The sequence below is a fragment of the Variovorax guangxiensis genome (assembly GCF_003952165.1).
Lineage (GTDB): Bacteria > Pseudomonadota > Gammaproteobacteria > Burkholderiales > Burkholderiaceae_C > Variovorax > Variovorax guangxiensis.
Genome location: NZ_RXFT01000014.1, coordinates 24,915 through 47,414, shown reverse-complemented (window position 1 = coordinate 47,414; position 22,500 = coordinate 24,915). Strand labels below are relative to the sequence as shown.

The window sequence follows — 22,500 nt, the reverse complement described above, 5'->3', positions numbered from 1 at the left end:
CGTCAATGCTGCTGCGGCAGGTGCCGCTCAGGAGCCTTCGGGAGGCAGGGGCACGAAGCGCGGATCGACCTCGACCGTCTGGTGCTCGGCCACCTGCTCGGCCTTGACCTGCTGGTAGATGGCCTGCACCAGGTGCTCGCAGCCTTCGCGCGTGAGCGCCGAGATTTCGAACACCGGACCCTTGAAGCGCAGGCGCTTCACGAAGTCCTTGATGCGCGCGGCGCGCTCGTCGGCGGGCACCATGTCCAGCTTGTTCAGCACGAGCCAGCGCGGCTTTTCGTACAGGTCGGCGTCGTATTTCTTGAGTTCGCCCACGATGGCCTTGGCCTGCGCCACGGGGTCAACGCTGTCGTCGAACGGGGCCATGTCGACCACATGCAGCAGCAGGCGCGTGCGCTGCAGGTGCCGCAGGAAGAGATGACCGAGGCCGGCGCCTTCGGATGCGCCTTCGATCAGGCCAGGCAGGTCCGCCACGACGAAGCTCTGCTCGGGACCGACGCGCACCACGCCCAGGTTCGGGTGCAGCGTGGTGAAGGGGTAGTCCGCGATGCGCGGGCGGGCGTTCGAGATGGCGCTGATCAGCGTCGACTTGCCCGCATTCGGCATGCCGAGCAGGCCCACATCGGCCAACACCTTGAGTTCGAGCTTGAGGCTGCGCTTCTCGCCAGGCCAGCCGGGGGTTTTCTGGCGCGGGGCACGGTTGATCGCGCTCTTGAAGCGCATGTTGCCGAAGCCGCCGTCGCCGCCCTTGGCGATGGTGATGACCTCTCCATCTTTCAGCAGTTCGAACAGCACTTCGCCGGTCTCGGCGTCGGAAATGATCGTTCCGACCGGCATCTTGAGCGTGATGTCGTCGCCGGCGGCGCCGAACATGTCGGAGCCCATGCCGTGCTCGCCGCGCTTGGCCTCGTGGCGGCGCGAATAGCGGAAGTCGACCAGGGTGTTGAGGTTGGAATCGGCCACCGCGTACACGTGGCCGCCGCGGCCGCCGTCTCCGCCGTTGGGGCCGCCGAATTCCTTGTACTTCTCATGACGGAACGACACGCAGCCGTTCCCGCCATCGCCCGCGGCGATGTCGATGAAGGCTTCGTCGACGAACTTCATGGGATGTCTAGTTTACAAATGAAGAGGCCCCGGCAATGCGGGGCCTCGGGATGGTCGGGGCTGACTCGGGGCTTAAGCCGCGGGAGTCACGTTGACCGTGTGCTTGTTCAGCGCACCCTTGGTACCGAACGACACGTGGCCGTCGACCAGGGCGAACAGCGTGTGGTCCTTGCCCACGCCGACGTTCACGCCGGGGTGGAACTGGGTACCACGCTGGCGCACGATGATCGAGCCTGCGCTGATCAGTTCGCCGCCGAAAGCCTTCACGCCGAGCATCTTGGGCTTGGAATCGCGCCCGTTTCGCGTTGAGCCGCCGCCTTTTTTCTGTGCCATGGAATCTGCTCCTGTGCCGTGTTAAGCGGCGATCGCGCCGATTTGCAGTTCGGTGAACTGCTGGCGATGGCCTTGACGTTTCTGATAGTGCTTGCGACGGCGCATCTTGAAGATGCGAACCTTGTCGTGCTTGCCGTGCGACAGTACCGTGACCGTCACCGTTGCACCGGACACCAGGGGCGTGCCAACCTTGATCTCAGCGCCGTTGCCGACTGCCAGAACCTGGTCGATCACGATTTCCTGGCCTACGTCCGCAGCAATCTGTTCTACTTTGATTTTCTCGCCGGAAGCAACGCGATACTGCTTGCCACCGGTTTTTATGACCGCGTACATGTAAACCTCTTAGAAATGAGTCTCCACGGCGAATTCCGCAGAGCCCAAGATTATAGCGCGGTTTGCGCCCACTAGCTACTCTTGGGCCGGAGCCCCATCGGCAAGCCGCTTCGGCTCCATATAATTTGCGCCTTCCGGCCCTGCACCTGCCTGGGTCCCCCACATACAACACTCAGCAGCGCCCCGCGCCTTCGCTTTGCCAGTTCCAGCCGCCGACACCTCCCCCACCGCCACCGTGCTGGACCTGATTGCCGGCGACATGGTCGAAGTCGACCGCGTGATCGCCCGCCGCCTCGACACCGGCGTGCCGCTGGTCAGCCAGGTTTCCCGGTACATCATTTCCGCTGGCGGCAAGCGCCTGCGACCGGCGCTCCTGCTGCTGATGTCGGGCGCGCTAGGCTACACCGGGGACCAGCGATTCAATCTGGCGGCCGTTGTGGAGTTCATTCATACGGCAACCCTGCTGCACGACGACGTGGTCGACGAGTCGACCCTGCGGCGCGGACGCGCAACGGCCAACGAATCGTTCGGCAACCCGGCCAGCGTGCTGGTCGGTGACTTCCTCTATTCGCGCGCGTTCCAGATGATGTTGGACGCCAACAACATGCGCGTGATGCAGATCCTGGCCGAAGCCACCAACATCATCGCCGAGGGCGAGGTGCTTCAGCTGATGAACATGCACGATGCGTCGCTGGACGAAGCGGCCTATCTGCGCGTGATCCGCTCGAAGACGGCGAAGCTCTTCGAGGCGAGCACCCGCCTCGCGGCCGTGCTGGCGAATGCCACCCCAGAAATGGAAGAGGCCTGCGCAACCTACGGCCAGGCCCTGGGCACCGCCTTCCAGGTGATCGATGACGTCCTGGACTACACGGGCGACGCCAACGAAACCGGCAAGAATGTCGGCGACGACCTGCGCGAAGGCAAGACCACTCTGCCGCTCATCTTCGCCATGCAGCGAGGCACTCCGGCACAGAGCGCGCTCGTGCGCGCCGCCATCGAGGCCGGCGACACCACCCAGTTGGGCAAGGTCATCGAGATCGTTCAGGAAACCGGGGCCCTGGATGCCTCGCGCGCAGCGGCAGCAGCCGAGGCGCAACGTGCGATTCATGCATTAAAAGATTTCCCGGCCAATTTGCACGCTTCAGGTTTGCTACAATTAGCGGCTCAGTTGCTTGAGCGACGTGCCTGAACACCTCTCCTGAGTTGGCATCTAGGACGACTTCTTCTTTCTTGCAACCATCGGGGTGTAGCTTAGCCTGGTAGAGCGCTACGTTCGGGACGTAGAGGCCGGAGGTTCGAATCCTCTCACCCCGACCAGCCTTTGGCTGGCATTAATGGACAAATGGCCAGCCTGTTGCTGTGTAGCGATTTACAGCACAGGACTGTTCAGCGATGATCGTGAAGCAAATTTTCACATCTTTTTCACTCGCTGAATGGCTGCAGCCGAACTTCCTGTTAAAGAACCTTCGCAAATTGCCCTACCCGGGCTTGCGCGCGCCCTAGTTTCGGCCGGCAAGCTGCCTGCCAGGGCAGCCGAGGACATCTATCAGAAGTCCATCAGCGCTCGCACGAGCTTCATTGCCGAACTGACCGGCTCCGGCGCCGTTTCCGCCGCGGACCTCGCCCACACCCTTTCCACCGCGTTCGGCGCACCGCTGCTCGATCTCGATGCCATCGATCCCCAGCGCCTGCCCAAGGACCTGCTCGACCAGAAGCTGTGCCATGCGTACCGCATCGTCGTGCTCAGCAAGCGCAACAACCGTCTGATTGTTGCGACAGCCGATCCTTCCGATCAGCAGGCCGCGGAAAAGATCAAGTTCGCCTCCCAGATGGGCGTCGACTGGGTCATCGCCGAATACGACAAGCTGTCGCGGATGATCGAAGCCGCCGCCGTCAGCGCGGCCGAGACCATCAACAGCATCGTCGGCAGCGAGTTCGAGTTCGACGACGTCGCGGCCGAGACCGCGAACGAGGGCAATGACCAGGCCATCGCCGAAGTCGAAGACGCGCCGGTCGTGCGCTTCCTTCACAAGATGCTGCTCGACGCCGTCAGCATGCGGGCATCCGATATCCACTTCGAGCCCTACGAGCACAACTACCGCGTCCGCTTCCGGGTCGACGGCGAGTTGCGCGAAGTCGCCAGCCCGCCCACGGTCATCAAGGACAAGCTGGCCTCGCGCATCAAGGTCATTTCCCGGCTCGACATCTCCGAGAAGCGCGTGCCGCAGGACGGCCGCATGAAGCTCAAGATCGGTCCCGACCGCGTGATCGACTTCCGCGTGAGCACGCTGCCCACGCTCTTCGGCGAGAAGATCGTGGTTCGTATCCTCGACCCGAGCAGCGCGCGCCTGGGCATCGACGCCCTGGGTTACGACGCTGACGAAAAGGCGCGGCTGCTGCATGCCATCGGCCGCCCGTACGGGATGGTGCTCGTCACCGGCCCCACCGGCTCGGGCAAGACGGTGTCGCTCTACACCTGCCTGAACCTCCTGAACCAGCCGGGCGTGAACATCGCGACGGCGGAAGACCCGTCGGAAATCAACCTGCCCGGCGTCAACCAGGTCAATGTCAACGAACGCGCGGGCCTGACCTTCGCAGCCGCGCTGCGCGCCTTCCTGCGCCAGGATCCCGACATCATCATGGTCGGCGAAATCCGCGACCTCGAAACCGCCGACATCTCGATCAAGGCAGCCCAGACCGGCCACCTGGTGCTCTCCACGCTGCACACCAACGATGCGCCGACCACGCTCACGCGGATGCGCAACATGGGCATCGCACCGTTCAACATCGCGTCGAGCGTGATCCTGATCACGGCCCAGCGCCTCGCGCGGCGCCTGTGCACCGTCTGCAAGCTGCCGGCCGACATCCCGCGCGAAACGCTGCTCGAGGCAGGTTTCAAGGAAGAAGAGCTGGACGGCTCCTGGAAACCGTACCGCCCCGTCGGCTGCTCCGCCTGCAGCAGCGGCTACAAGGGCCGCGTGGGCATCTACCAGGTGATGCCGATCTCGGAAGCCATCCAGGAAATCATCCTGCGCGACGGCAGCGCGCTCGACATCGCCGCGCAGTCGGAAGCCGAGGGCGTGCGTTCGCTGCGCCAGTCGGGCCTGCGCAAGGTCATGCAGGGCCTCACTTCGCTCGAAGAAGTGGTGGCCTGCACCAACGAATAACGAACACACCGAATACCGGAGATCGAATGGCTACAGTGGCATCCTCCCGCACCCAGCCCACACACAAGGAATTTGTCTTCGAATGGGAAGGCAAGGACCGCAACGGCAAGCTGGTACGCGGCGAACTTCGTGCTGCCGGCGAAAACCAGGTGCAGGCCGCGCTGCGCCGCCAGGGCGTGCTCGCCTCCAAGATCAAGAAGCGCCGCATGCGCTCGGGCAAGGCGATCAAGCCGAAGGACATCGCGATCTTCACGCGCCAGCTGGCGACCATGATGAAGGCCGGCGTGCCGCTGATGCAGTCCTTCGATATCGTCGGGCGCGGCAATGCGAACCCGAGTGTGGCCAAGCTGCTCAACGACATCCGCAGCGACGTGGAAACCGGCAGTTCGCTCTCGTCCGCCTTCCGCAAGTTTCCGAAGTACTTCGACAATCTCTATTGCAACTTGGTGGAGGCAGGCGAAGCGGCCGGTATTCTCGAAGAGTTGCTGGACCGGCTGGCGACCTACATGGAAAAGACCGAGGCGATCAAATCCAAGATCAAGTCGGCCTTGATGTATCCGATCTCAGTGATTGTTGTGGCCTTCGTGGTGATCGCCATCATCATGATCTTCGTGATCCCGGCATTCAAATCGGTGTTCACGTCGTTCGGAGCCGACCTGCCGGCACCGACCCTGATCGTGATCGGCATCAGCGAGTTCTTCGTGTCTTACTGGTGGCTGATCTTCGGCGGCATTGGCGGCGGGCTCTATTTCTTCCTGCAGGCCTGGAAGCGCAATGAGCGCGTACAAAGGACCATGGACCGCCTTCTGCTGAGAATTCCGGTTTTCGGCGTACTGATCGAAAAGTCCTGCGTCGCCCGCTGGACCCGCACTCTGGCCACCATGTTCGCCGCCGGCGTCCCGCTGGTCGAAGCGCTCGACTCCGTGGGCGGCGCCTCCGGCAACACCGTCTACGGCGACGCCACCGCGAAGATCCAGCAGGAAGTCTCCACCGGCACCAGCCTCACGGCCGCCATGACCAACGTCAACCTGTTCCCGTCCATGGTGATCCAGATGACCGCCATCGGTGAGGAATCCGGCTCCATCGACCACATGCTGGGCAAGGCCGCCGACTTCTACGAGTCCGAGGTGGACGACATGGTCGCGGGCCTCTCCAGCCTGATGGAGCCGATCATCATCGTGTTCCTCGGCACCATCATCGGCGGCATCGTGGTTTCGATGTACCTGCCCATCTTCAAGCTCGGCCAGGTCGTTTGATGCTGGTTTCGCGGGAATTCGACACCGTCTTCGCCGGTGTCCTGGGGCTATTGATCGGCAGCTTCATGAACGTCGTCATCTACCGCGTGCCGGTGATGATGTATCGCGAATGGCTTGCCGACGCCGTCGCCAATCTCATGTCGTCGAAGGATGCGCCCTCGCTGTGGTCGCTGGCCTTCGGGCCGAAGGTCGCGGCGCCCGCCGGGCTGGAGGCCTCCGCCGACAAGGCGGCCGAAGTCGTCGAGAAGCAGCCCCCCTTCGACCTGATGCGCCCCGCGTCGCGCTGCGGCGCCTGCGGCCACGAGATCCGCTGGTACGAGAACATCCCCGTGCTGAGCTATGCCGCGCTGCGCGGACGTTGCTCGTCGTGCAAGACCCCGATCAGCCTTCGCTACCCGCTGGTCGAGCTGATCACCGGTGGCCTGTTCGCCCTGTGCGCCTGGCGTTTCGGCATCACGCCGGCCGGGGCGCTTTGGGCGGCATTCGGGGCCTTCCTGATCTGCCAGTTCCTGATCGACTTCGACACCCAGTTCCTGCCCGACTCGCTCAACTACCCGCTGCTCTGGCTCGGCCTGATCGGCGCGGCCATGGGCTGGACCGGCGTTTCGCTGAGCTCGGCCGTCTGGGGTGCGGTGTTCGGCTACCTGAGCCTCTGGCTTGTGTACCATGCCTTTCGCCTGGTCACGGGCAAGGAAGGCATGGGCTATGGAGACTTCAAACTGCTGGCCGCGCTGGGTGCATGGCTCGGAGCGGACTACCTCATCGCGATCATCCTCGTCTCTTCGCTGGTGGGCGCGGTGATCGGCATCTCTTTGCGCATCGCCGGCAAGCTGGCGCACAAGGACATTCCCATCGCCTTCGGCCCCTTCCTGGCCGGCGCGGGCCTCGTCTGCCTCGTGGCGGGCCCCGAAGTCGTGAGGCAGTGGATTCCGTTCGCCTTTCCTCTGGACGCGCTGATGCGCTGACCTCCGCATGGCAGTGCGGCGCATCGGCCTGACGGGCGGCATCGGCAGCGGCAAGAGCACGGTCGCGGGCCTCCTGGTGGCCCAGGGGGCGGTTCTGGTGGACACCGACGCCATCGCTCGATCCATCGCGCTGCCGGGCGGCATCGCGATGCCGGCCCTGGAAGCCGCCTTCGGCCCCGGCGTCATCGACCCGGCTGGCGGCCTGGACCGTGCCGCGATGCGCCAGATCGTGTTCGCGGACGCCGGCGCCAAGGCCCGGCTCGAATCCATTCTTCACCCCCTGATCGGCGCCGAAACCCAGCGCCAGGCCGCGGCAGCCGGCAAGGACGCCGTCGTCGTGTTCGACGTTCCCCTGCTGGTCGAATCCGGCCGCTGGCGCGCGATCGTCGACCGGGTGCTGGTGGTCGACGCCACCGAGGAAACGCAGCTGAAACGCGTCGTCGCACGCTCGGGCTGGGCGCCCGAAGCGGTCAGGGCGGTGATCGCCCAGCAGGCTTCGCGCCGGGCCCGGCGGGCCGCCGCGGACGCCGTCATTTACAACGAGTCCCTGACCCTGGAGGAACTCGCTCAGCAGGTCCGGGGTTTCTGGGAACGGTGGGCTAAGTCAAGCACGCGATAATTTGGGGTTGACGCCGCGACGGCAAAAAGACGGTCACGTCAAACGGCGCATGCCCAAGCGCCCCTCACGATGCTTTTCAATTCGTACCCCTTCATCTTCGTTTTCTTCCCGCTGGTCCTGATCGGCTTCTTCCTGATCGGTGCGCGCAGCCCCCGGTCGGCGGCGGGGTTCCTGGCACTGGCTTCCCTCTTCTTCTACGGGTGGTGGAGCGTCAAGGCGCTGCCGCTCCTGCTGGGGTCGATCTGCGTCAACTACTGGTTCGGGCTGCGGCTCACGCCCTCCCCCAGCCGGGAGGACAAGTACCGCAAGACGCTGCTGATCATCGCGCTGGTGGTCAACCTGGGGGTGCTGGCGGTCTTCAAGTACGCCAACTTCTTCCTCGAGAACGTCGATGCCGGCCTCGCCGCCGCAGGGCTTCCGCAGATCGACCTGGTCCACATCGTCCTGCCGATCGGCATCTCGTTCTACACCTTCACCCAGATCGCCTTCCTGGTCGACTGCTGGCAGGGCAAGGTGCACGAGCGCAGCTTCATCCATTACGTGCTGTTCGTGACCTACTTCCCGCACCTGATCGCGGGCCCCGTGCTGCATCACGCGCAGATGATGCCGCAGTTCAACAGCCCGGCCACCTACAGGATCAACGCCAACAACATCGCGCTGGGCCTGGGCATCTTCGTCTTCGGCCTGGCCAAGAAGATGCTCATCGCCGACCCGCTGGGCCAGTACGCCGACATGATGTTCAAGGGCGTGCACGAAGGCGTGCTGCCCTCGCTGTACACGGCCTGGTTCGGGGTGCTGGCGTACACGCTGCAGATCTACTTCGACTTCTCGGGCTATTCCGACATGGCCGTGGGCCTCTCGCTGTGCGTGGGCGTGCAACTGCCGCTCAACTTCAGGTCGCCGTACAAGTCGACCAACATGATCGAGTTCTGGCGCCGCTGGCACATCTCGCTGTCGACCTTCCTGCGCGACTACCTCTACGTGCCGCTGGGCGGCAACCGAAAGGGTCCGACGCGGCGCTACATCAACCTGTTCCTGACGATGCTGCTGGGCGGCCTGTGGCACGGCGCCGCCTGGACCTTCGTGCTCTGGGGCGCGCTGCACGGCTTCTACCTGATGGTCAACCACTTCTGGAACGCCAAGGTGCGTCGCGGCAAGACCGAAACCACCTGGTATGGCCGCGTGGCCGGCTGGTTCCTCACCTTCCTGTGCGTGATGATCGCCTGGGTGGTCTTCCGCGCCGACAGCATGTCGGCCGCCATCGAGATCTACAAGGGCATGCTGGGCATGCACGGCGCGCCCGTGTCGGCCTTCAGCGAGTTCCGCGTGCCGTTCCGCAAGCCGGAATTCTTCCAGACGATCCTGGTCGGCCTCGTGATCTGCCTGGCGCTGCCGCCCACCATCACGCTCGACCGCTGGATTCCCGCCGTCGCCGGCCTGGCCGGGCGCCCGCGCCTGCAGCGCCTGGCGACCTGGGCCACCGGCCTGGGCTGCGTCTACCTCTTTGGCCTGTGCGTGTCGAAGTTCGGCAGCTACAGCCCCTTCCTCTATTTCCAGTTCTGACGACATGGAAGACACGAAATCTGCCAGGACCTGGCTTCGCATCTTCGCCGCGGGCTACCTGGTGTGCTGCGCCCTGCTGCTGGTCAGCCTCTTCACGCCCATCCCCTACGGCGACCTGACCCGCATCGGGCGCATCTCCGAGCGCGAATTCGGCTGGCACGAGCCGCCGCCGCCCATCCCGGACGCCGACGTCAAGACCTGGCCCATCAACGAATCCGACATCCTGGTGATCGGCGACAGCTTCTCGGTGCGCTACGCATGGCAGTCGAAACTGGTGGGCGCGGGCTACAAGGTCACGACCACGCACTGGGACAACCTGGGCGGCGTGCTCTGCGACGACTTCTCGGGCTGGCTCCAGAAGTCGGGTTTCAAGGGCAAGGTCGTGATCGTCGAGAGCATCGAACGGCTGCTGTACGACCGCATCGAGAAGTCCAAGTCGTGCAAGACCATGAAGCACAGCTTCAAGCCGACGCCACCTCCCTTCGAGAACCCGTCCAGGCCGGCCCCTGGCTTCCAGCTCAACTGGGATGCCCAGTTGCTCAGCGGCTGGTTGACATACCAAAACACCAAGGAGATCCTGGCCTCCGACAGCTGGACCAACACGCCCGATCGCTGGGGCCCGCTGATCGACGCCCGCGTGGTGCCCGAGGGCTGCAAGCAGTTCAGCCATCGCGCCTGCAACAAGCTCCTGATGACCGCCGAGGACCGCGTCAATCCGGCGCTGACAGCCGAGTCCGCGAGCTTCATGAAGCGCTTCGAGAGCACTGCAGCGCCCTACAAGGTGGTGTGGATGGTCGTGCCGAACAAGACCAGCGTGTATTTGCAACAAAACCATGCCGATGCGTTCCGGGCCGCGTTCAACCCGCAAAATATCGGACCGGACCTGTTCGCGCTGGCCGAGCAGAACCGCTTCAAGATGAAGGATCTTTTCCCTGCCAACGAGACCCACGTGTCGACCCGGGGTTACATTCTTTTCGGGCAGCGTATGCTGGAGGCTGTGCGCGAGGTGTTCCCGCCACCGGCCGCCAAGACGCAATGAGCCCGAACCCGACGTGAAAAACCGATACGCGTGATCCTCTACGAGTACCCCTTCAACGAGCGCATCCGCACGTACCTGCGGCTAGAGCACCTGTTTCGCCGCCTCGGCGAGCTGGTGCCGGCCGAATCCCCGCTGTCCCACCACTACGCCCTGGTCACGATCTTCGAGATCATGGACGTCGCCGCGCGCGCCGATCTCAAGGCCGACGTGCTGCGCGACCTGGACAAGCACAAGAACGTCTTCAACAGCTACCGGGGCAATCCGGCCATCGCCGAGACCGTGCTCGACCAGGTCATCGGCCAGCTCGAAGGCAATTTCGCCACCCTCAACGGCGTGGCCGGCAAGGCGGGCCAGGCGCTGACCGAGAACGAGTGGCTCATGAGCATCCGCAGCCGCGCCGGCATTCCGGGCGGCACCTGCGAATTCGACCTGCCCGCCTACTACGCCTGGCAGCACCGCCCGGCCACCAGCCGCCGCGCCGACCTCGAGCGCTGGTCGAACACGCTGTCGCCCCTGGCCTCGTCGATCTACCTGCTGCTCAAGCTGCTGCGCGACGCCGACGTGCCCTACAAGGTGATCGCGGTCAACGGCCAGTTCCAGCAGAACCTGCCCCAGGGCCGCAGCTTCCAGCTGCTGCGCCTGCGCATCGACCCCAAGCTGGGCCTGATCCCCGAAATCAGCGGCAACCGCCTCATGGTCTCGGTGCGCCTGATGCGCCACGACAAGGACGACCGCCTGCACCAGAGCTCGGAAGACGCCCCGTTCGAGCTCACCCTTTGCGCATGACGACCGGGGTGAACAGCAAGGGCGAGCGCATCGTGCGCTGCCCCACCTGCGGCGGCGAGAGCGTCTATGCGCCGAGCAACGCCTACCGGCCCTTCTGCAGCGCGCGCTGCAAAGGCATCGACCTAGGCGCCTGGGCCAGCGAGGAATTCCGCATGCCCGCCGAAGCGCCGCCGGACGATGAGCCTTTCGGCGATCCCAAGATCCAGTAGGTCGGCAGGAAAAGCCGCCTACTTGCCGACGGCGCCTTCATCCAGCAGCGCCGGATCGATGTACGTCGCGAAGCTTCGCGCATAGCGCGGCCGAAGATGGCCGATGTCCTTGTAGGCTGGCGAACCGTCGTCCGGCATGCTGCGGATGCACTCGCCATCCGCGCACAGGCTGGCGAAAGGCTCGATGACCTTGGCGCCATTGGCCTGCGCCACCTGCTTCAGCCGCGCGTTGAACTGCGCCTGGTCCTGCGGCATCGGCGCCTTGAGCTGACCCGACTCCGCCGTCATGCGCCCCAGGCGGCTGCCCTCGATCTGCCGCAGCGGATCGAAATCCATGCCCACCGGATTGCCCAGCACCAGGTAGACCGGCTTGTGCGCCGACAGCCGCTTCAGCACCTCGCCCAGCGACTTGAGCGACTGATCGATGCCGTCGCCGCCGATGAACGGATGCACGGCCTTCCGGTCGTCGACGAAGTAGTTCACCGTCGGGCCGGCACCGGTGAAGTAGCAGCTCCAGCACGCACCCAGCACGACCGAGTCGATCTCGGGCTTGAGCGCCAGGTCGAGCACTGCGGTGCGCCGCTCGTCGCAGCCGGTGTCGGGGCCGCTGAACAGGCCCGGCACCGGCGGGCACGAGCCCTTGGTCGCGAAGTAGATGGTGCGTGCCTTGTCGGGCTGCGTGCGCACCAGCTCGAGCGCGCGCGGCGCGTACTGCTCGACGTGGCTGTCGCCGATCAGCAGCACGTCGTGCTTGCCGTTGCCGGCGCGGTAAACGAACTGGTTGCCCAGCGCGGCCTCCTCGAAGCCGTCGTAGTAGTTGTCCTCGCGGGTCGCGTCGGCCACCGCCTGCAGGGCCGGGCTGTCGTGGCGAGGCATCGGCGTGCCCAGGAAAACAAGAACACCGGCCAGCGCCAGCGCCGCGCCCGCACCCGCCAGCCCGCGCAGGACGGCCTGCGAGAGGTGCAGCTTGACGAAGCGCTCCAGGAAGCGATACGTGGCCCACGCCAGCACGACCGACGCCGCCACCAGCACGATGCGCAGCTGCAGCGGCGGCTCGCCGCCGGTCACGATGCGCGCGTAGGACAGCAGCGGCCAGTGCCAGAGGTACAGCGGGTAGCTGATGAGGCCGATCCACACCATCACCCGGTTCGACAGCAGATACCGGTTGAGCACACCGCCCGGCCCTGCCGCGATGCAGCTCGCCGCGCCCAGCACCGGCAGCAGCGCCCACCAGCCCGGAAACGCCTTGGTGCTGCGCGTCATGAAGAGGCCGAGCACGATCAGCGCGATGCCGACGATCGACTGCAGGTGCTTCTTCCACGCACGGGTGCTCGCGGCGCCTTGTGCAACTGACTGCAGCTGCATGACCGCCAGCAACCCGCCCGCCATCAGTTCCCACGCGCGCGACAGCGGCGAATAGAAAGCCGCCGCGCGGTGCGCCTGCACCGTCAGCACGTTGACGAGGAACGAGATCACGGCCACCGCCAGCACCACGCGCAGCATCGGCCAGCGCCTGCGCCATGCCAGCCCCAGCATCAGCGGCCAGAAGATGTAGAACTGCTCCTCGATGCCCAGCGACCACAGGTGCAGCAGCGGCTTGGTCTCTGCCGAGGCGTCGAAATAGCCGGCCTCGCCCAGGAAGACGAGGTTGGCGAAGAAGGCGGCGCCGCCCGTGGTCTGCTTGCCCAGCTGCGAGAACTCGCCCGGCAGCAGCACATACCAGCCGAAGGCCAGCGTCGCGAGCAGCACCAGCACCAGCGCCGGGAAGATCCGCCGGATGCGCCGCGCGTAGAAGTCGCGGTAGCTGAAGTCGCCTGCCGCCAGGCTCTGCAAAAGGATGGTCGTGATCAGGAAGCCCGAGATCACGAAGAAGATGTCGACCCCGATGAAGCCGCCCGGCAGCAGGCTCGGGAAGGCGTGGTACGCCAGCACCGAGCCGACTGCGATGGCGCGCAGGCCGTCGATGTCCGGGCGGTACTTGGGATGCATGGGCGCTTGCTCTTCTTCGATCTGTCGGTCGGTCGGCTGGCGAAAGGCCGCTCAGCGCGACGGCTGCTGCGCCGGGGCGCTGCGCACGGTCCGGTCGAAGTAGCTCGCCTCTTCGCGCGTGTAGCGCGGACGCAGGTGGTCGGCGTCCTTGTACGCGGGCGCGCCGTCGGGCAGCGTGACCAGGCAATGGGCGCCGTCCTTGCACAGCGCAGCCATCGCATCGATGGGCTGCGCGCCGCTCGCCTCGGCGATGGCGCGCAGCCTGTCGTTGAGCGCCTTCTGGTCGGCCGGCAGCGGCACCGTCGGCGAGGAGGTCATCGCCTCCATGTGCGTGAGGCGGCTGCCTTCGATCAGGCGCTTGGGCGTGAACTCGGGGCCGCCGGGGTTGTCGAGCAGCAGGAAGACCTTCTTGTGCCGCGCCAGCTCGCGCAGCGTGGCTTCCAGCGAGGCCAGCGAACGCTCGATGCCGTCGCCGCCCTGGAACGGATGGACCTTGTTGTCGGGGCCGCGGAAGTAGTACTCCAGCGCCCCGTGGCCGACGAAGTAGCAGTTCCAGCAGCCACCGATGACCACCGAGTCGACCTCCGGGCCCATCGCATAGGCCAGCATCGCGTCGCGGCGCTCGGCGCATCCGATGTTCTTGTCGACCTGCACGCCCGGAACCGCCGGGCATGCGCCCTGGGTCACGAACCAGGCCGACTTGTCGGGCATCGACAGCGTGCGCGACAGCTCCATGATGCGCGGCGCGTACTGCTGCACGTGGCTGTCGCCCACGAAGAGCACGCGCTTGGGGCCGTTTCCGGTCTTGTAGACCAGCTGCTCGCCGATCTGGTCGAGCTTGAAGCCGGCGTAGTAGTCGGCGTCCAGCGTGGCGTTGGCGACGACCTGCAGCCGGTCGCTGTCGTTGCGGGGGCCGGGCACGCCGAAGAAGATCGCGGTGCCCAGTGCGGCGATCAGCACCATGCCGCCGCCCAGCGCCTTGAGGATCCCCGTGCCGGGACGGCTTCTCGTGTAGCGTTCGACGAAGCGGTACGTGGCCCATGCCAGCAGTACGGCGGCCACCATCGCGCCCGCGCGGTAGACCGGCGATGGATGCAGCGGATCGGCCTCCACGATGCGCACGAAGGCCAGCAGCGGCCAGTGCCACAGGTACAGCGGATAGCTGATGAGCCCGATCCACACCATCACCCGGTTCGACAGCAGGTACTTGTTGAGCACGCCGTTCGGCCCCGCGGCGATGCAGCTGACGGCGCCCAGCGTGGGCAGCAGCGCCCACCAGCCCGGGAAGGCCTTGTTGCTGCGGATCATCACCAGCCCGAGCACGATCAGCCCCACGCCCACCACCGACTGCAAATGGCTGCGCCAGGCGCTCGGCGCCGGCGGCTTCAGCCGCATGCAGGCCAGGATGCCGCCCACCATCAGCTCCCAGAAACGGGAAGCCGGCGAGTAGAACGACGCCGCCGGCAGCGGATGCACCGTGGCCACGTTCACGACGAACGAGACCGCCGCCACCGCCAGCACCACGCGCACGATCGGCCAGCCCTTGCGCCAGGCGAGCCCCAGCAGCAGCGGCCAGAAGATGTAGAACTGCTCCTCGATGCCCAGCGACCACAGGTGCAGCAGCGGCTTGGTCTCGGCGGCCGTGTCGAAGTAGCCCGACTCGCCCCAGAACACGAAGTTGGCGACGAAGGCCGCGCCGCCCACGGTCTGCTTGCCGAGCTCGGCGAACTCGTCGGACAGCAGCAGGTACCAGCCCGCGCAGAGCGTGGCGAACAGCACCACGATCAGCGCCGGGAAGATCCGCCGGATGCGCCGCGCATAGAAGTCGCGGTAGCTGAAGTCGCCCGCCGCGAGGCTCTGGAGAATGATGGTCGTGATCAGGAAGCCCGAGATCACGAAGAAGATGTCGACGCCGACGAAACCGCCCATCAGCGCCGTCGGGAACGCGTGGTAGACCAGTACCGAGCCCACGGCGATTGCCCGCAGGCCGTCGATGTCCGGACGGTACTTGGGATGCATCAAGCGATCAGCTGGCCGGCGCGTCGGCAGGCGCGACCACCGGCGGCGCCACGAACGGCAGGCCGCGCTCTTGCGACAGCCACTGCAGCACCGGGAACGCGCCCGGCAGCACCGGCGCCACGTCCAGCGGCAGCTGCTGCCAGGCCATGCGCTGGCCTTCGCGCATCTCGAATTCGCCGCTCCAGGCCGTGACCTTGCACCAGTGCAGGCGCACCAGCGCGTGCGGGTAGTCGTGCTCGGTCACCTTCCAGACCTCAGCGCCGTCGATGGTGATGCCGAGCTCTTCCTGAAGCTCGCGCCGCAGCGCCTGTTCGACCGTCTCGCCCGCCTCGATCTTGCCGCCGGGAAACTCCCAGAAGCCCGCGTAGGCCTTGCCCTCGGGCCGCGTCGAAAGCAGCAGCGCGCCGTCGGACATGCGGATCAGCACGCCGACCGCGACTTCCGTGTGCTTGCGGGTCTGTTCGCTCACGCCTTGCTCCGCCCTGCGTAGTCGCGCGCGAACTGGTAGGCCACGCGGCCGCTGCGCGAGCCGCGCTCCAGCGCCCAAACGAGCGCCTCGGGACGCGCCGCCGCGATGGCGGCCTCGTCCACGCCGAACGACGAGAGCCACTGGCCCACGATCGTCAGGTATTCGTTCTGGCTGAAGGGATAGAAGCTCACCCAGAGGCCGAAGCGCTCCGACAGCGAGATCTTTTCCTCGATCACCTCGCCGGGATGGACTTCGCCGTCCTCGGTGTGGGTGTACGAGAGGTTGTCCTTCATGTACTCGGGCAACAGGTGGCGCCGGTTGCTGGTGGCGTAGATCAGCACGTTGGGCGTCGACGCCGCGATCGAGCCGTCGAGGATCGACTTCAGCGCCTTGTAGCCCGGCTCGCCCTCGTCGAAGCTCAGGTCGTCGCTGAACACGATGAACTTCTCGGGCCGCTGCGACACCACCTCGACGATGTCGGGCAGGTCGGTGAGCTCGGCCTTGTCCACCTCGATCAGGCGCAGCCCTTGCGGCGCGTAGGTCTGCAGGCAGGCGCGAATGAGCGACGACTTGCCCGTGCCGCGAGCGCCCGTCAGCAGCACGTTGTTGGCTGGCTTGCCTTCGACGAACTGCTGCGTGTTGCGCGCGATCTTTTCCTTCTGGACGTCGATTTCCTTCAGCGAATCGAGCGACATCGCCGCCACGTGCTTCACCGGCTCCAGCACGCCGTGGCCCGAGCTGCGGCGGCGGTAGCGCCAGGCGATGGACGCGTTCCAGTCGGCCGGCTCGGCCAGCGGCTGCGGAAGGATCGATTCGATGCGCCCGATGAGCTGTTCGGCTCGCTCGATCAGCCTCTGGAACTGCTCATTCATGACCGGTAATCGGCGTTGATCGTCACGTATTCGTGGCTGAAGTCGCAGGTCCACACCGTCTCGCTGGCATTGCCGCGGCCCAGGCCGATGCGCACGGTGATCTCGCTGCGCTTCATCACGCGCTGGCCGTCTTCCTCGCGGTACGACGGATTGCGCCCGCCCTTGACCGCCACATGCACGTCGTCGAGGAACAGGTCGATGCCGGTCTGGTCGAGGTCGGCGATGCCCGCATAGCCCACGGCCGCCAGGATGCGGCCCAGGTTCGGGTCGCTGGCGTAGAAGGCCGTCTTGACCAGCGGCGAGTGCGCCACGGCGTACGCCACCTGCTTGCACTCGGCAGCGTCGCGGCCGCCTTCGACCTGGACGGTGATGAACTTGGTCGCCCCCTCGCCGTCGCGCACGATGGCCTGCGCCAGCTGGCGCGCCACGTTCTGCATCGCAGCCACCAGCGCCTTGCCCTCGGCCGAGTCGAGCGAGGTGATGGTCGCGTGCGCGGCCTTCTGCGTGGCGATGACCACGAACGAGTCGTTCGTCGAGGTGTCGCCGTCGATGGTCACGCGGTTGAACGAGGCATCGGCCAGCTGCCTGGCCAGCGGCTGGATCAGCGAGGGGTCGATTTTCGCGTCGGTCGCCAGGAAGCCCAGCATGGTCGCCATGTTCGGGCGGATCATGCCGGCGCCCTTGCTGATGCCGGTGATGGTGACGGTGGCGCCGCCGACCTGAACCTGCTGGCTGAACGCCTTGGGGATCGTGTCGGTGGTCATGATGCCCTCGGCCGCGCGCGCCCAGTTGTCCGCCTTGGCATCGGCCAGGGCGGCGGGAAGGCCGGCCTCGATGCGGTCGACGGGCAGCGGCTCCATGATCACGCCGGTGGAGAACGGCAGGATCTGCTCGGGCGAGATCTCCAGCTTGCGCGCCAGCGCGATGCAGGTGGAGCGCGTGCGCATCAGCCCGTCTTCGCCGGTGCCCGCATTGGCATTGCCGGTGTTGATGACCATCGCCCGGATGCCGTGGTTAGCAGCCAGGTGCTCGCGGCAGACCTGCACCGGCGCCGCGCAGAAGCGGTTCTGCGTGAACACGCCGCCGACGGCCGAGCCTTCGTCGATCAGCACGACCGTCAGGTCCTTGCGATTGGCCTTGCGCACGCCCGCCTCGGCCACGCCGATGCGAACGCCGGGCACCGCGAACAAGGCGGCAGGATCAGGGGCAGACAGGTTCACGGGCATGGCACTTATTCCTTCTTGCGTATCAATTTTTCATCGGCACCGACAAGACGCACTTTTCGTCGCCAGGGATACCGCGGAACCGGCCTTGCCGGGCCGCCGGTATCGCCCCCGGCGAGGGGGTTGGCGGCCACACGAAGTGCGGCAAGCCTGGGGAGCATGTCTACTTCAGGTCAGCTTGCCGTGGCACTGCTTGTACTTCTTGCCGCTGCCGCAGGGGCACGGGTCGTTGCGGCCGACGCGGGCGAAGGCGGCAGCCTCCGCGCCGAGCGCGCCCAGCCCGGCGGCCGCGATGCGGCGCTGGTTTTCCTCGTCGACGCGCACCTCGACTTCGCCCGTCTCGGTCGGTGCCGAGTAGGTGATGTTCGAGACGTTCTCGCCGCGGCTTTCCATCGCTTCGGCGGCCTGTTCGAGTTGCTCGCTCGACTGCACGCGCACCGTCATGAGCTGGCGCGTGACCTCGTTCTTGACCGAATCGAGCAACTGGCCGAAGAGCTCGAAGGCTTCGCGCTTGTATTCCTGCTTGGGCTGCTTCTGCGCGTAGCCGCGCAGGTGGATGCCCTGGCGCAGGTAGTCGAGCGAGGCCAGGTGTTCGCGCCAGTGGGTGTCGATGCTCTGCAGCAGCACCATGCGCTCGAACTGGGTGAAGTTCTCCTGGCCGATCAGCGCGACCTTGGCGTCGAAGGTCTCGTTGGCGTTCTTGAGCACCTTCTCGACGATGTCCTCGTCGGCGATGGCCTCGGAAGCCTCGACTTCCTTCTTGAGCGGCATGTCGATGCCCCACTCGTTGAAGAGGCTCTTCTCCAGGCCGTCCAGGTCCCATTGCTCTTCCACCGACTCGGCCGGCACGTACTGGCGCACGAGGTCGGTGAAGCAGCCTTCGCGCAGCGCCGCGATCTGCGCCGTCAGGTCGGCCGCGTCGAGGATGTCGTTGCGCTGCTGGTAGATCACCTTGCGCTGGTCGTTCGACACGTCGTCGTACTCGAGCAGCTGCTTGCGGATGTCGAAGTTGCGCGCCTCGACCTTGCGCTGCGCGCTCTCGATACTGCGCGTGACGATGCCGGCCTCGATGGCCTCGCCGTCGGGCATCTTCAGGCGGTCCATGATCGCCTTCACGCGGTCGCCCGCGAAGATGCGCATCAGCGGATCGTCCAGGCTCAGGTAGAAGCGCGAGGAGCCGGGGTCGCCCTGGCGGCCCGAGCGGCCGCGCAGCTGGTTGTCGATGCGGCGCGACTCGTGGCGTTCGGTGGCGATGATGCGCAGGCCCCCGAGCGACTTCACGAACTCGTGGTCCTTGGTCCACTCGGCGCGGATGTGGGCGATGTCGGCCTGCCTGGCAGCCTCGTCGCGGCCTTCGTCGTTCTCGATGGCCTCGATCATCTTCTCGATGTTGCCGCCAAGCACGATGTCGGTGCCGCGGCCTGCCATGTTGGTCGCGATGGTGATCATCTTCGTGCGGCCGGCCTGCGCCACGATGTCGGCCTCGCGCGCATGCTGCTTGGCGTTGAGCACCTGGTGCGGCAGGCCCGCCTGGGTGAGCAGGCCGTCGATGATCTCGGAGTTCTCGATGGACGAGGTGCCCACCAGCACCGGCTGGCCGCGCTCGTAGCACTCGCGGATGTCCTGGATGGCCGCCTCGTACTTCTCGCGCGTGGTCTTGTAGACGCGGTCGAGCTGGTCCTCGCGCTTGCTCGTGCGGTTCGGCGGGATGATGACGGTCTCGAGGCCGTAGATCTCCTGGAACTCGTAGGCCTCGGTGTCGGCCGTGCCGGTCATGCCGGCGAGCTTGGAATACAGGCGGAAGTAGTTCTGGAAGGTGATGGAGGCCAGCGTCTGGTTCTCGGCCTGGATCTCCACGCCTTCCTTGGCTTCCACGGCCTGGTGCAGGCCGTCGCTCCAGCGGCGCCCGCTCATCAGGCGGCCGGTGAACTCGTCGACGATCACCACTTCGCCCTGCTGCACCACGTAGTGCTGGTCGCGGTGGTAGAGGTGACGGGCGCGCAGCGCCGCGTTCAGGTGGTGCATCAGCGTGATGTTGGCCGGGTCGTAGAGCGACGCGCCCTCGGGCAGCAGCTTGAATTCGCTCAGCAGGCGCTCGGCGTTCTCGTGGCCGTCCTCGGTGAGGAACACCTGGTGCGTCTTCTCGTCGACCGTGAAGTCGCCGGGCACCGTGACGCCCTCGCCGGTGCGCGGGTCGGCTTCGCCTTCCTGCTTCTTGAGCAGCGGCACCACCTTGTTGATGGCCAGATACAGGTCGGTGTGATCTTCGGCCTGGCCGCTGATGATCAGCGGCGTGCGGGCCTCGTCGATCAGGATGGAGTCCACCTCGTCGACGATCGCGTAGTTCAGCCCGCGCTGGACCCGGTCGCCGGGCTCGTAGACCATGTTGTCGCGCAGGTAGTCGAAGCCGTACTCGTTGTTCGTGCCGTAGGTGATGTCGCTGCGGTAGGCCTGCTGCTTCTCCTCGCGCGGCATCTGCGGCAGGTTGATGCCCACCGTCAGGCCGAGGAAGTTGTAGAGGCGGCCCATCCAGGTCGCGTCGCGGTTGGCGAGGTAGTCGTTCACCGTGACCACGTGCACGCCCTTGCCGGACAGCGCGTTCAGGTACACCGGCAGCGTGGCGGTCAGCGTCTTGCCTTCGCCGGTGCGCATTTCGGAGATCTTGCCGTTGTGCAGCGCCATGCCGCCGAGCAGCTGGACGTCGAAGTGGCGCATCTTCATGACGCGCTTGGAACCCTCGCGCACCGTGGCAAAGGCTTCGGGCAGCAGGGCGTCGAGGGTTTCGCCCTTGGCGATGCGGTCCTTGAATTCCTGGGTCTTGGCGCGCAGTGCGTCGTCGCTGAGCTTCTCGAACTCGGGTTCGAGCGCATTGATGCGTTCCACCGTCTTGCGATACTGCTTGAGCAGCCGGTCGTTGCGACTGCCGAAAATCTGGGTCAGGAAGTTGGTTGCCATGGGTGGAGATGGGCGGGCGCCTGATGAGATACGGCAGGCACTTCGACCGGATTCCCTAAGATATGGTGAAAGCAGTTGGGCGCGCTTTCCATGAAAGCAAGCAGCCTTTTTCCGGCGCAATCGCCGGCAAACCGGGCATTTTAGCTGTCTTGTTTCTAACCCCTGGATTACCGATGTATCGCCGACTTCCCCCCGCCATTTCGCTGCAGCAGGCTGCGGAAGGCGCCCCGACGCTGGGCAGCCTAATGGCGCGCGCGCGCGACACCACGGAGCGGCTCAAGGCGGTGGAAGGGCTGATCCCGCCGGCCATGCGCGCGGCCGTGCAGGCCGGTCCGGCCGAGGGCGACGTCTGGTGTCTGCTGGTCAAGGGCAGCGCCGCGGCAGCCAAGCTGCGCCAGCTCTCGCCGATGCTCGTGACCCGGCTCAAGAACCGGGGCTGGGACGTGGCGACGATACGGATCAAGGTGCACACGGGGCGCTGACCGCCTCGGCCTGCCGGTCGTTTTGATTTTTTGTCTGGAAATAGATAATATTTCCAGATGACATTCTTCGCCGCGGCCGCCGACGCCCAACTCCTGCTTCTCGACAAGAACCAGGTCGACGCCCTCCTCTCCCCCGATGAAGTGCTCGGGGCCGTGCGCGAAGCCTTCATGTTGCACAGCGAACGCGAGGGCCGCGTGTTCCCGGTGGTGCGCGAACCTCTCGGCACCGGCGGCGTGTTCGGCATCAAGTCCGGCGACGTGCAGGCCCAGGGGCTGCTCGGCTTCAAGGCCGCCGGCTTCTGGCCGGCCAACCGGCAGCGCGGCGGCGAGCCCCATCAGGCCACCATCATGCTGATCGACCCGGCGACAGGGCGGCCGCTGTGCGTCATCGACGGCAACACGGTGACCACCGCGCGCACCGGCGCGGCCGGCGGGCTGGGCCTGCAGCTGCTCGCACGGCCCGACAGTGAGCGGCTGTGCATCTTCGGCACCGGCGTACAAGCGCGGATCCAGCTCGACTTCGCGCTTCGGCTCATCCCCTCGCTGCGCGAGGCTCTCTATATAACTGCGAGCGGCGAGCGCAATGCCGCCTTCGAAGCGCACTTCGCCGGCCGCTGCGACATTGCACCAGCCACGAACCGCAACGCCGCCGTGGCCGGCAGCGACATCGTGATCACCGCCACGCCGGGCGGCGGCGCGCTGTTCGATCTCGATGCCGTGCAGCCCGGCACGCACCTGAACTGCGTAGGCGCCGACACCCGCGGCAAGCGGGAGCTGCCGGAAGGCCTGCTGGCACGCGCGCGCCTGTTCGTCGACGACCGCACGCAGGTCCGGCAGATCGGCGAAACGCAATGGGCGCCCGACACCGAATGCATGGAGTTGGGCGACCTGCTCAGCGGCAAGGCCGCCTTCGGGCGCGCCCCGAAAGACATCACCGTCTTCGACATGACGGGCCTCGCGCTGCAGGACCTCACCGTCGCACGCCTTCTTCATGCGCGCGCTGCCGAGACCCGAACAGGCACGCGCATCGCCTGGCCCTGGTAGCGCTGCTCGAAAGGCAGGGCGCAATGCCACGCCGCTTGCCTCCCATCTGAAAAGCGTGATTTTTTGTTGCGGA

At 65.9% G+C, this 22,500-nt stretch carries 20 protein-coding genes and 1 tRNA gene; 12 read left to right on the top strand and 9 right to left on the bottom strand.

Annotated elements, in window-relative coordinates:
- Positions 1-27 precede the first annotated feature (27 nt).
- The 3 genes from cgtA to rplU all read right to left on the bottom strand — a co-directional run bounded on the left by cgtA (position 28) and on the right by rplU (position 1,770).
- Positions 28-1,104: an Obg family GTPase CgtA gene (gene cgtA / locus EJP67_RS26260; RefSeq protein WP_126024681.1), complete on the bottom strand. Its 1,077-nt coding sequence runs from the start codon at positions 1,102-1,104 to the stop codon at positions 28-30.
- 72 nt (positions 1,105-1,176) lie between these two features.
- On the bottom strand, positions 1,177-1,437 hold the full coding sequence (gene rpmA, locus EJP67_RS26255) for a 50S ribosomal protein L27 (RefSeq protein ID WP_093057448.1): 261 nt from the start codon (positions 1,435-1,437) through the stop codon (positions 1,177-1,179).
- A gap of 21 nt (positions 1,438-1,458) precedes the next feature.
- Positions 1,459-1,770 carry a 50S ribosomal protein L21 gene (gene rplU / locus EJP67_RS26250; protein ID WP_019656543.1) on the bottom strand — a complete coding sequence of 104 codons (312 nt, stop codon included), beginning with the start codon at positions 1,768-1,770 and terminating at the stop codon, positions 1,459-1,461.
- A 196-nt stretch (positions 1,771-1,966) separates the two neighbouring features.
- Between rplU and EJP67_RS26245 the strand changes: the two genes are divergently transcribed.
- The 10 genes from EJP67_RS26245 (at position 1,967) to EJP67_RS26200 (ending at position 11,374) form a co-directional block, all read left to right on the top strand.
- Positions 1,967-2,959 (top strand): polyprenyl synthetase family protein, encoded by a 993-nt coding sequence (locus tag EJP67_RS26245; protein WP_126024680.1) that lies wholly within the window; start codon positions 1,967-1,969, stop codon positions 2,957-2,959.
- Between the two features lie 51 nt (positions 2,960-3,010).
- Positions 3,011-3,087, top strand: a tRNA-Pro gene (locus tag EJP67_RS26240).
- A 116-nt stretch (positions 3,088-3,203) separates the two neighbouring features.
- On the top strand, positions 3,204-4,937 hold the full coding sequence (pilB, locus tag EJP67_RS26235) for a type IV-A pilus assembly ATPase PilB (protein WP_126024679.1): 1,734 nt from the start codon (positions 3,204-3,206) through the stop codon (positions 4,935-4,937).
- 26 nt (positions 4,938-4,963) lie between these two features.
- Positions 4,964-6,193, top strand: coding sequence for a type II secretion system F family protein (locus tag EJP67_RS26230; protein WP_126024678.1), 1,230 nt, complete (start codon positions 4,964-4,966; stop codon positions 6,191-6,193).
- On the top strand, positions 6,193-7,158 hold the full coding sequence (locus tag EJP67_RS26225; RefSeq protein WP_126024677.1) for a prepilin peptidase: 966 nt from the start codon (positions 6,193-6,195) through the stop codon (positions 7,156-7,158). Before EJP67_RS26230 ends, EJP67_RS26225 begins: the two co-directional genes overlap by 1 nt.
- A 7-nt stretch (positions 7,159-7,165) precedes the next feature.
- Positions 7,166-7,777 (top strand): dephospho-CoA kinase, encoded by a 612-nt coding sequence (gene coaE, locus EJP67_RS26220; protein WP_165909708.1) that lies wholly within the window; start codon positions 7,166-7,168, stop codon positions 7,775-7,777.
- 69 nt (positions 7,778-7,846) lie between these two features.
- On the top strand, positions 7,847-9,340 hold the full coding sequence (locus EJP67_RS26215) for an MBOAT family O-acyltransferase (protein WP_126024676.1): 1,494 nt from the start codon (positions 7,847-7,849) through the stop codon (positions 9,338-9,340).
- A 4-nt stretch (positions 9,341-9,344) separates the two neighbouring features.
- On the top strand, positions 9,345-10,379 hold the full coding sequence (locus tag EJP67_RS26210; RefSeq protein WP_126024675.1) for a hypothetical protein: 1,035 nt from the start codon (positions 9,345-9,347) through the stop codon (positions 10,377-10,379).
- 30 nt (positions 10,380-10,409) lie between these two features.
- Positions 10,410-11,165, top strand: coding sequence for a cell division protein ZapD (zapD, locus tag EJP67_RS26205; RefSeq protein ID WP_126024674.1), 756 nt, complete (start codon positions 10,410-10,412; stop codon positions 11,163-11,165).
- The gene (locus tag EJP67_RS26200) at positions 11,162-11,374 is read left to right on the top strand and encodes a DNA gyrase inhibitor YacG (protein WP_126024673.1); all 213 of its coding nucleotides are present in this window, start codon (positions 11,162-11,164) and stop codon (positions 11,372-11,374) included. The genes zapD and EJP67_RS26200 overlap by 4 nt, the downstream gene beginning before the upstream one ends.
- A gap of 18 nt (positions 11,375-11,392) precedes the next feature.
- Here EJP67_RS26200 and EJP67_RS26195 read toward each other — a convergent pair whose 3' ends face one another.
- From EJP67_RS26195 to secA, 6 genes are all read right to left on the bottom strand, one after another.
- On the bottom strand, positions 11,393-13,363 hold the full coding sequence (locus tag EJP67_RS26195) for an acyltransferase family protein (protein WP_126024672.1): 1,971 nt from the start codon (positions 13,361-13,363) through the stop codon (positions 11,393-11,395).
- Positions 13,364-13,414: 51 nt separating this feature from the next.
- On the bottom strand, positions 13,415-15,382 hold the full coding sequence (locus EJP67_RS26190) for an acyltransferase family protein (protein ID WP_126024795.1): 1,968 nt from the start codon (positions 15,380-15,382) through the stop codon (positions 13,415-13,417).
- A 7-nt stretch (positions 15,383-15,389) separates the two neighbouring features.
- Entirely contained in the window at positions 15,390-15,851 is a 462-nt protein-coding gene (locus tag EJP67_RS26185) for an NUDIX domain-containing protein (protein WP_126024671.1), read from the bottom strand.
- Positions 15,848-16,723: an ATP-binding protein gene (locus EJP67_RS26180; protein WP_126024670.1), complete on the bottom strand. Its 876-nt coding sequence runs from the start codon at positions 16,721-16,723 to the stop codon at positions 15,848-15,850. The genes EJP67_RS26185 and EJP67_RS26180 overlap by 4 nt, the downstream gene beginning before the upstream one ends.
- Positions 16,720-17,949: a bifunctional glutamate N-acetyltransferase/amino-acid acetyltransferase ArgJ gene (argJ, locus tag EJP67_RS26175; protein WP_126024669.1), complete on the bottom strand. Its 1,230-nt coding sequence runs from the start codon at positions 17,947-17,949 to the stop codon at positions 16,720-16,722. The genes EJP67_RS26180 and argJ overlap by 4 nt, the downstream gene beginning before the upstream one ends.
- A 165-nt stretch (positions 17,950-18,114) precedes the next feature.
- Positions 18,115-20,901, bottom strand: a complete 2,787-nt coding sequence (gene secA / locus EJP67_RS26170) for a preprotein translocase subunit SecA (protein WP_126024668.1) — start codon at positions 20,899-20,901, stop codon at positions 18,115-18,117.
- A 173-nt stretch (positions 20,902-21,074) separates the two neighbouring features.
- Between secA and EJP67_RS26165 the strand changes: the two genes are divergently transcribed.
- Together EJP67_RS26165 and EJP67_RS26160 are read left to right on the top strand one after the other, a co-directional pair.
- Positions 21,075-21,383, top strand: coding sequence for a hypothetical protein (locus EJP67_RS26165; RefSeq protein WP_126024667.1), 309 nt, complete (start codon positions 21,075-21,077; stop codon positions 21,381-21,383).
- Between the two features lie 57 nt (positions 21,384-21,440).
- Positions 21,441-22,427, top strand: coding sequence for an ornithine cyclodeaminase family protein (locus EJP67_RS26160; protein WP_126024666.1), 987 nt, complete (start codon positions 21,441-21,443; stop codon positions 22,425-22,427).
- The last annotated feature ends 73 nt before the right edge of the window (positions 22,428-22,500 follow it).

Coding starts and splice junctions, on each gene's coding strand:
- EJP67_RS26160 (WP_126024666.1), top strand. CDS start 21,441: ATGACATTCTTCGCCGCGGCCGCCGACGCCCAACTCCTGCTTCTCGAC.
- coaE (WP_165909708.1), top strand. CDS start 7,166: ATGGCAGTGCGGCGCATCGGCCTGACGGGCGGCATCGGCAGCGGCAAG.
- EJP67_RS26165 (WP_126024667.1), top strand. CDS start 21,075: ATGTATCGCCGACTTCCCCCCGCCATTTCGCTGCAGCAGGCTGCGGAA.
- EJP67_RS26190 (WP_126024795.1), bottom strand. CDS start 15,382: ATGCATCCCAAGTACCGTCCGGACATCGACGGCCTGCGGGCAATCGCC.
- cgtA (WP_126024681.1), bottom strand. CDS start 1,104: ATGAAGTTCGTCGACGAAGCCTTCATCGACATCGCCGCGGGCGATGGC.
- argJ (WP_126024669.1), bottom strand. CDS start 17,949: ATGCCCGTGAACCTGTCTGCCCCTGATCCTGCCGCCTTGTTCGCGGTG.
- EJP67_RS26200 (WP_126024673.1), top strand. CDS start 11,162: ATGACGACCGGGGTGAACAGCAAGGGCGAGCGCATCGTGCGCTGCCCC.
- EJP67_RS26195 (WP_126024672.1), bottom strand. CDS start 13,363: ATGCATCCCAAGTACCGCCCGGACATCGACGGCCTGCGCGCCATCGCA.
- pilB (WP_126024679.1), top strand. CDS start 3,204: ATGGCTGCAGCCGAACTTCCTGTTAAAGAACCTTCGCAAATTGCCCTA.
- secA (WP_126024668.1), bottom strand. CDS start 20,901: ATGGCAACCAACTTCCTGACCCAGATTTTCGGCAGTCGCAACGACCGG.
- EJP67_RS26210 (WP_126024675.1), top strand. CDS start 9,345: ATGGAAGACACGAAATCTGCCAGGACCTGGCTTCGCATCTTCGCCGCG.
- rpmA (WP_093057448.1), bottom strand. CDS start 1,437: ATGGCACAGAAAAAAGGCGGCGGCTCAACGCGAAACGGGCGCGATTCC.
- EJP67_RS26180 (WP_126024670.1), bottom strand. CDS start 16,723: ATGAATGAGCAGTTCCAGAGGCTGATCGAGCGAGCCGAACAGCTCATC.
- rplU (WP_019656543.1), bottom strand. CDS start 1,770: ATGTACGCGGTCATAAAAACCGGTGGCAAGCAGTATCGCGTTGCTTCC.
- EJP67_RS26215 (WP_126024676.1), top strand. CDS start 7,847: ATGCTTTTCAATTCGTACCCCTTCATCTTCGTTTTCTTCCCGCTGGTC.
- EJP67_RS26225 (WP_126024677.1), top strand. CDS start 6,193: ATGCTGGTTTCGCGGGAATTCGACACCGTCTTCGCCGGTGTCCTGGGG.
- EJP67_RS26230 (WP_126024678.1), top strand. CDS start 4,964: ATGGCTACAGTGGCATCCTCCCGCACCCAGCCCACACACAAGGAATTT.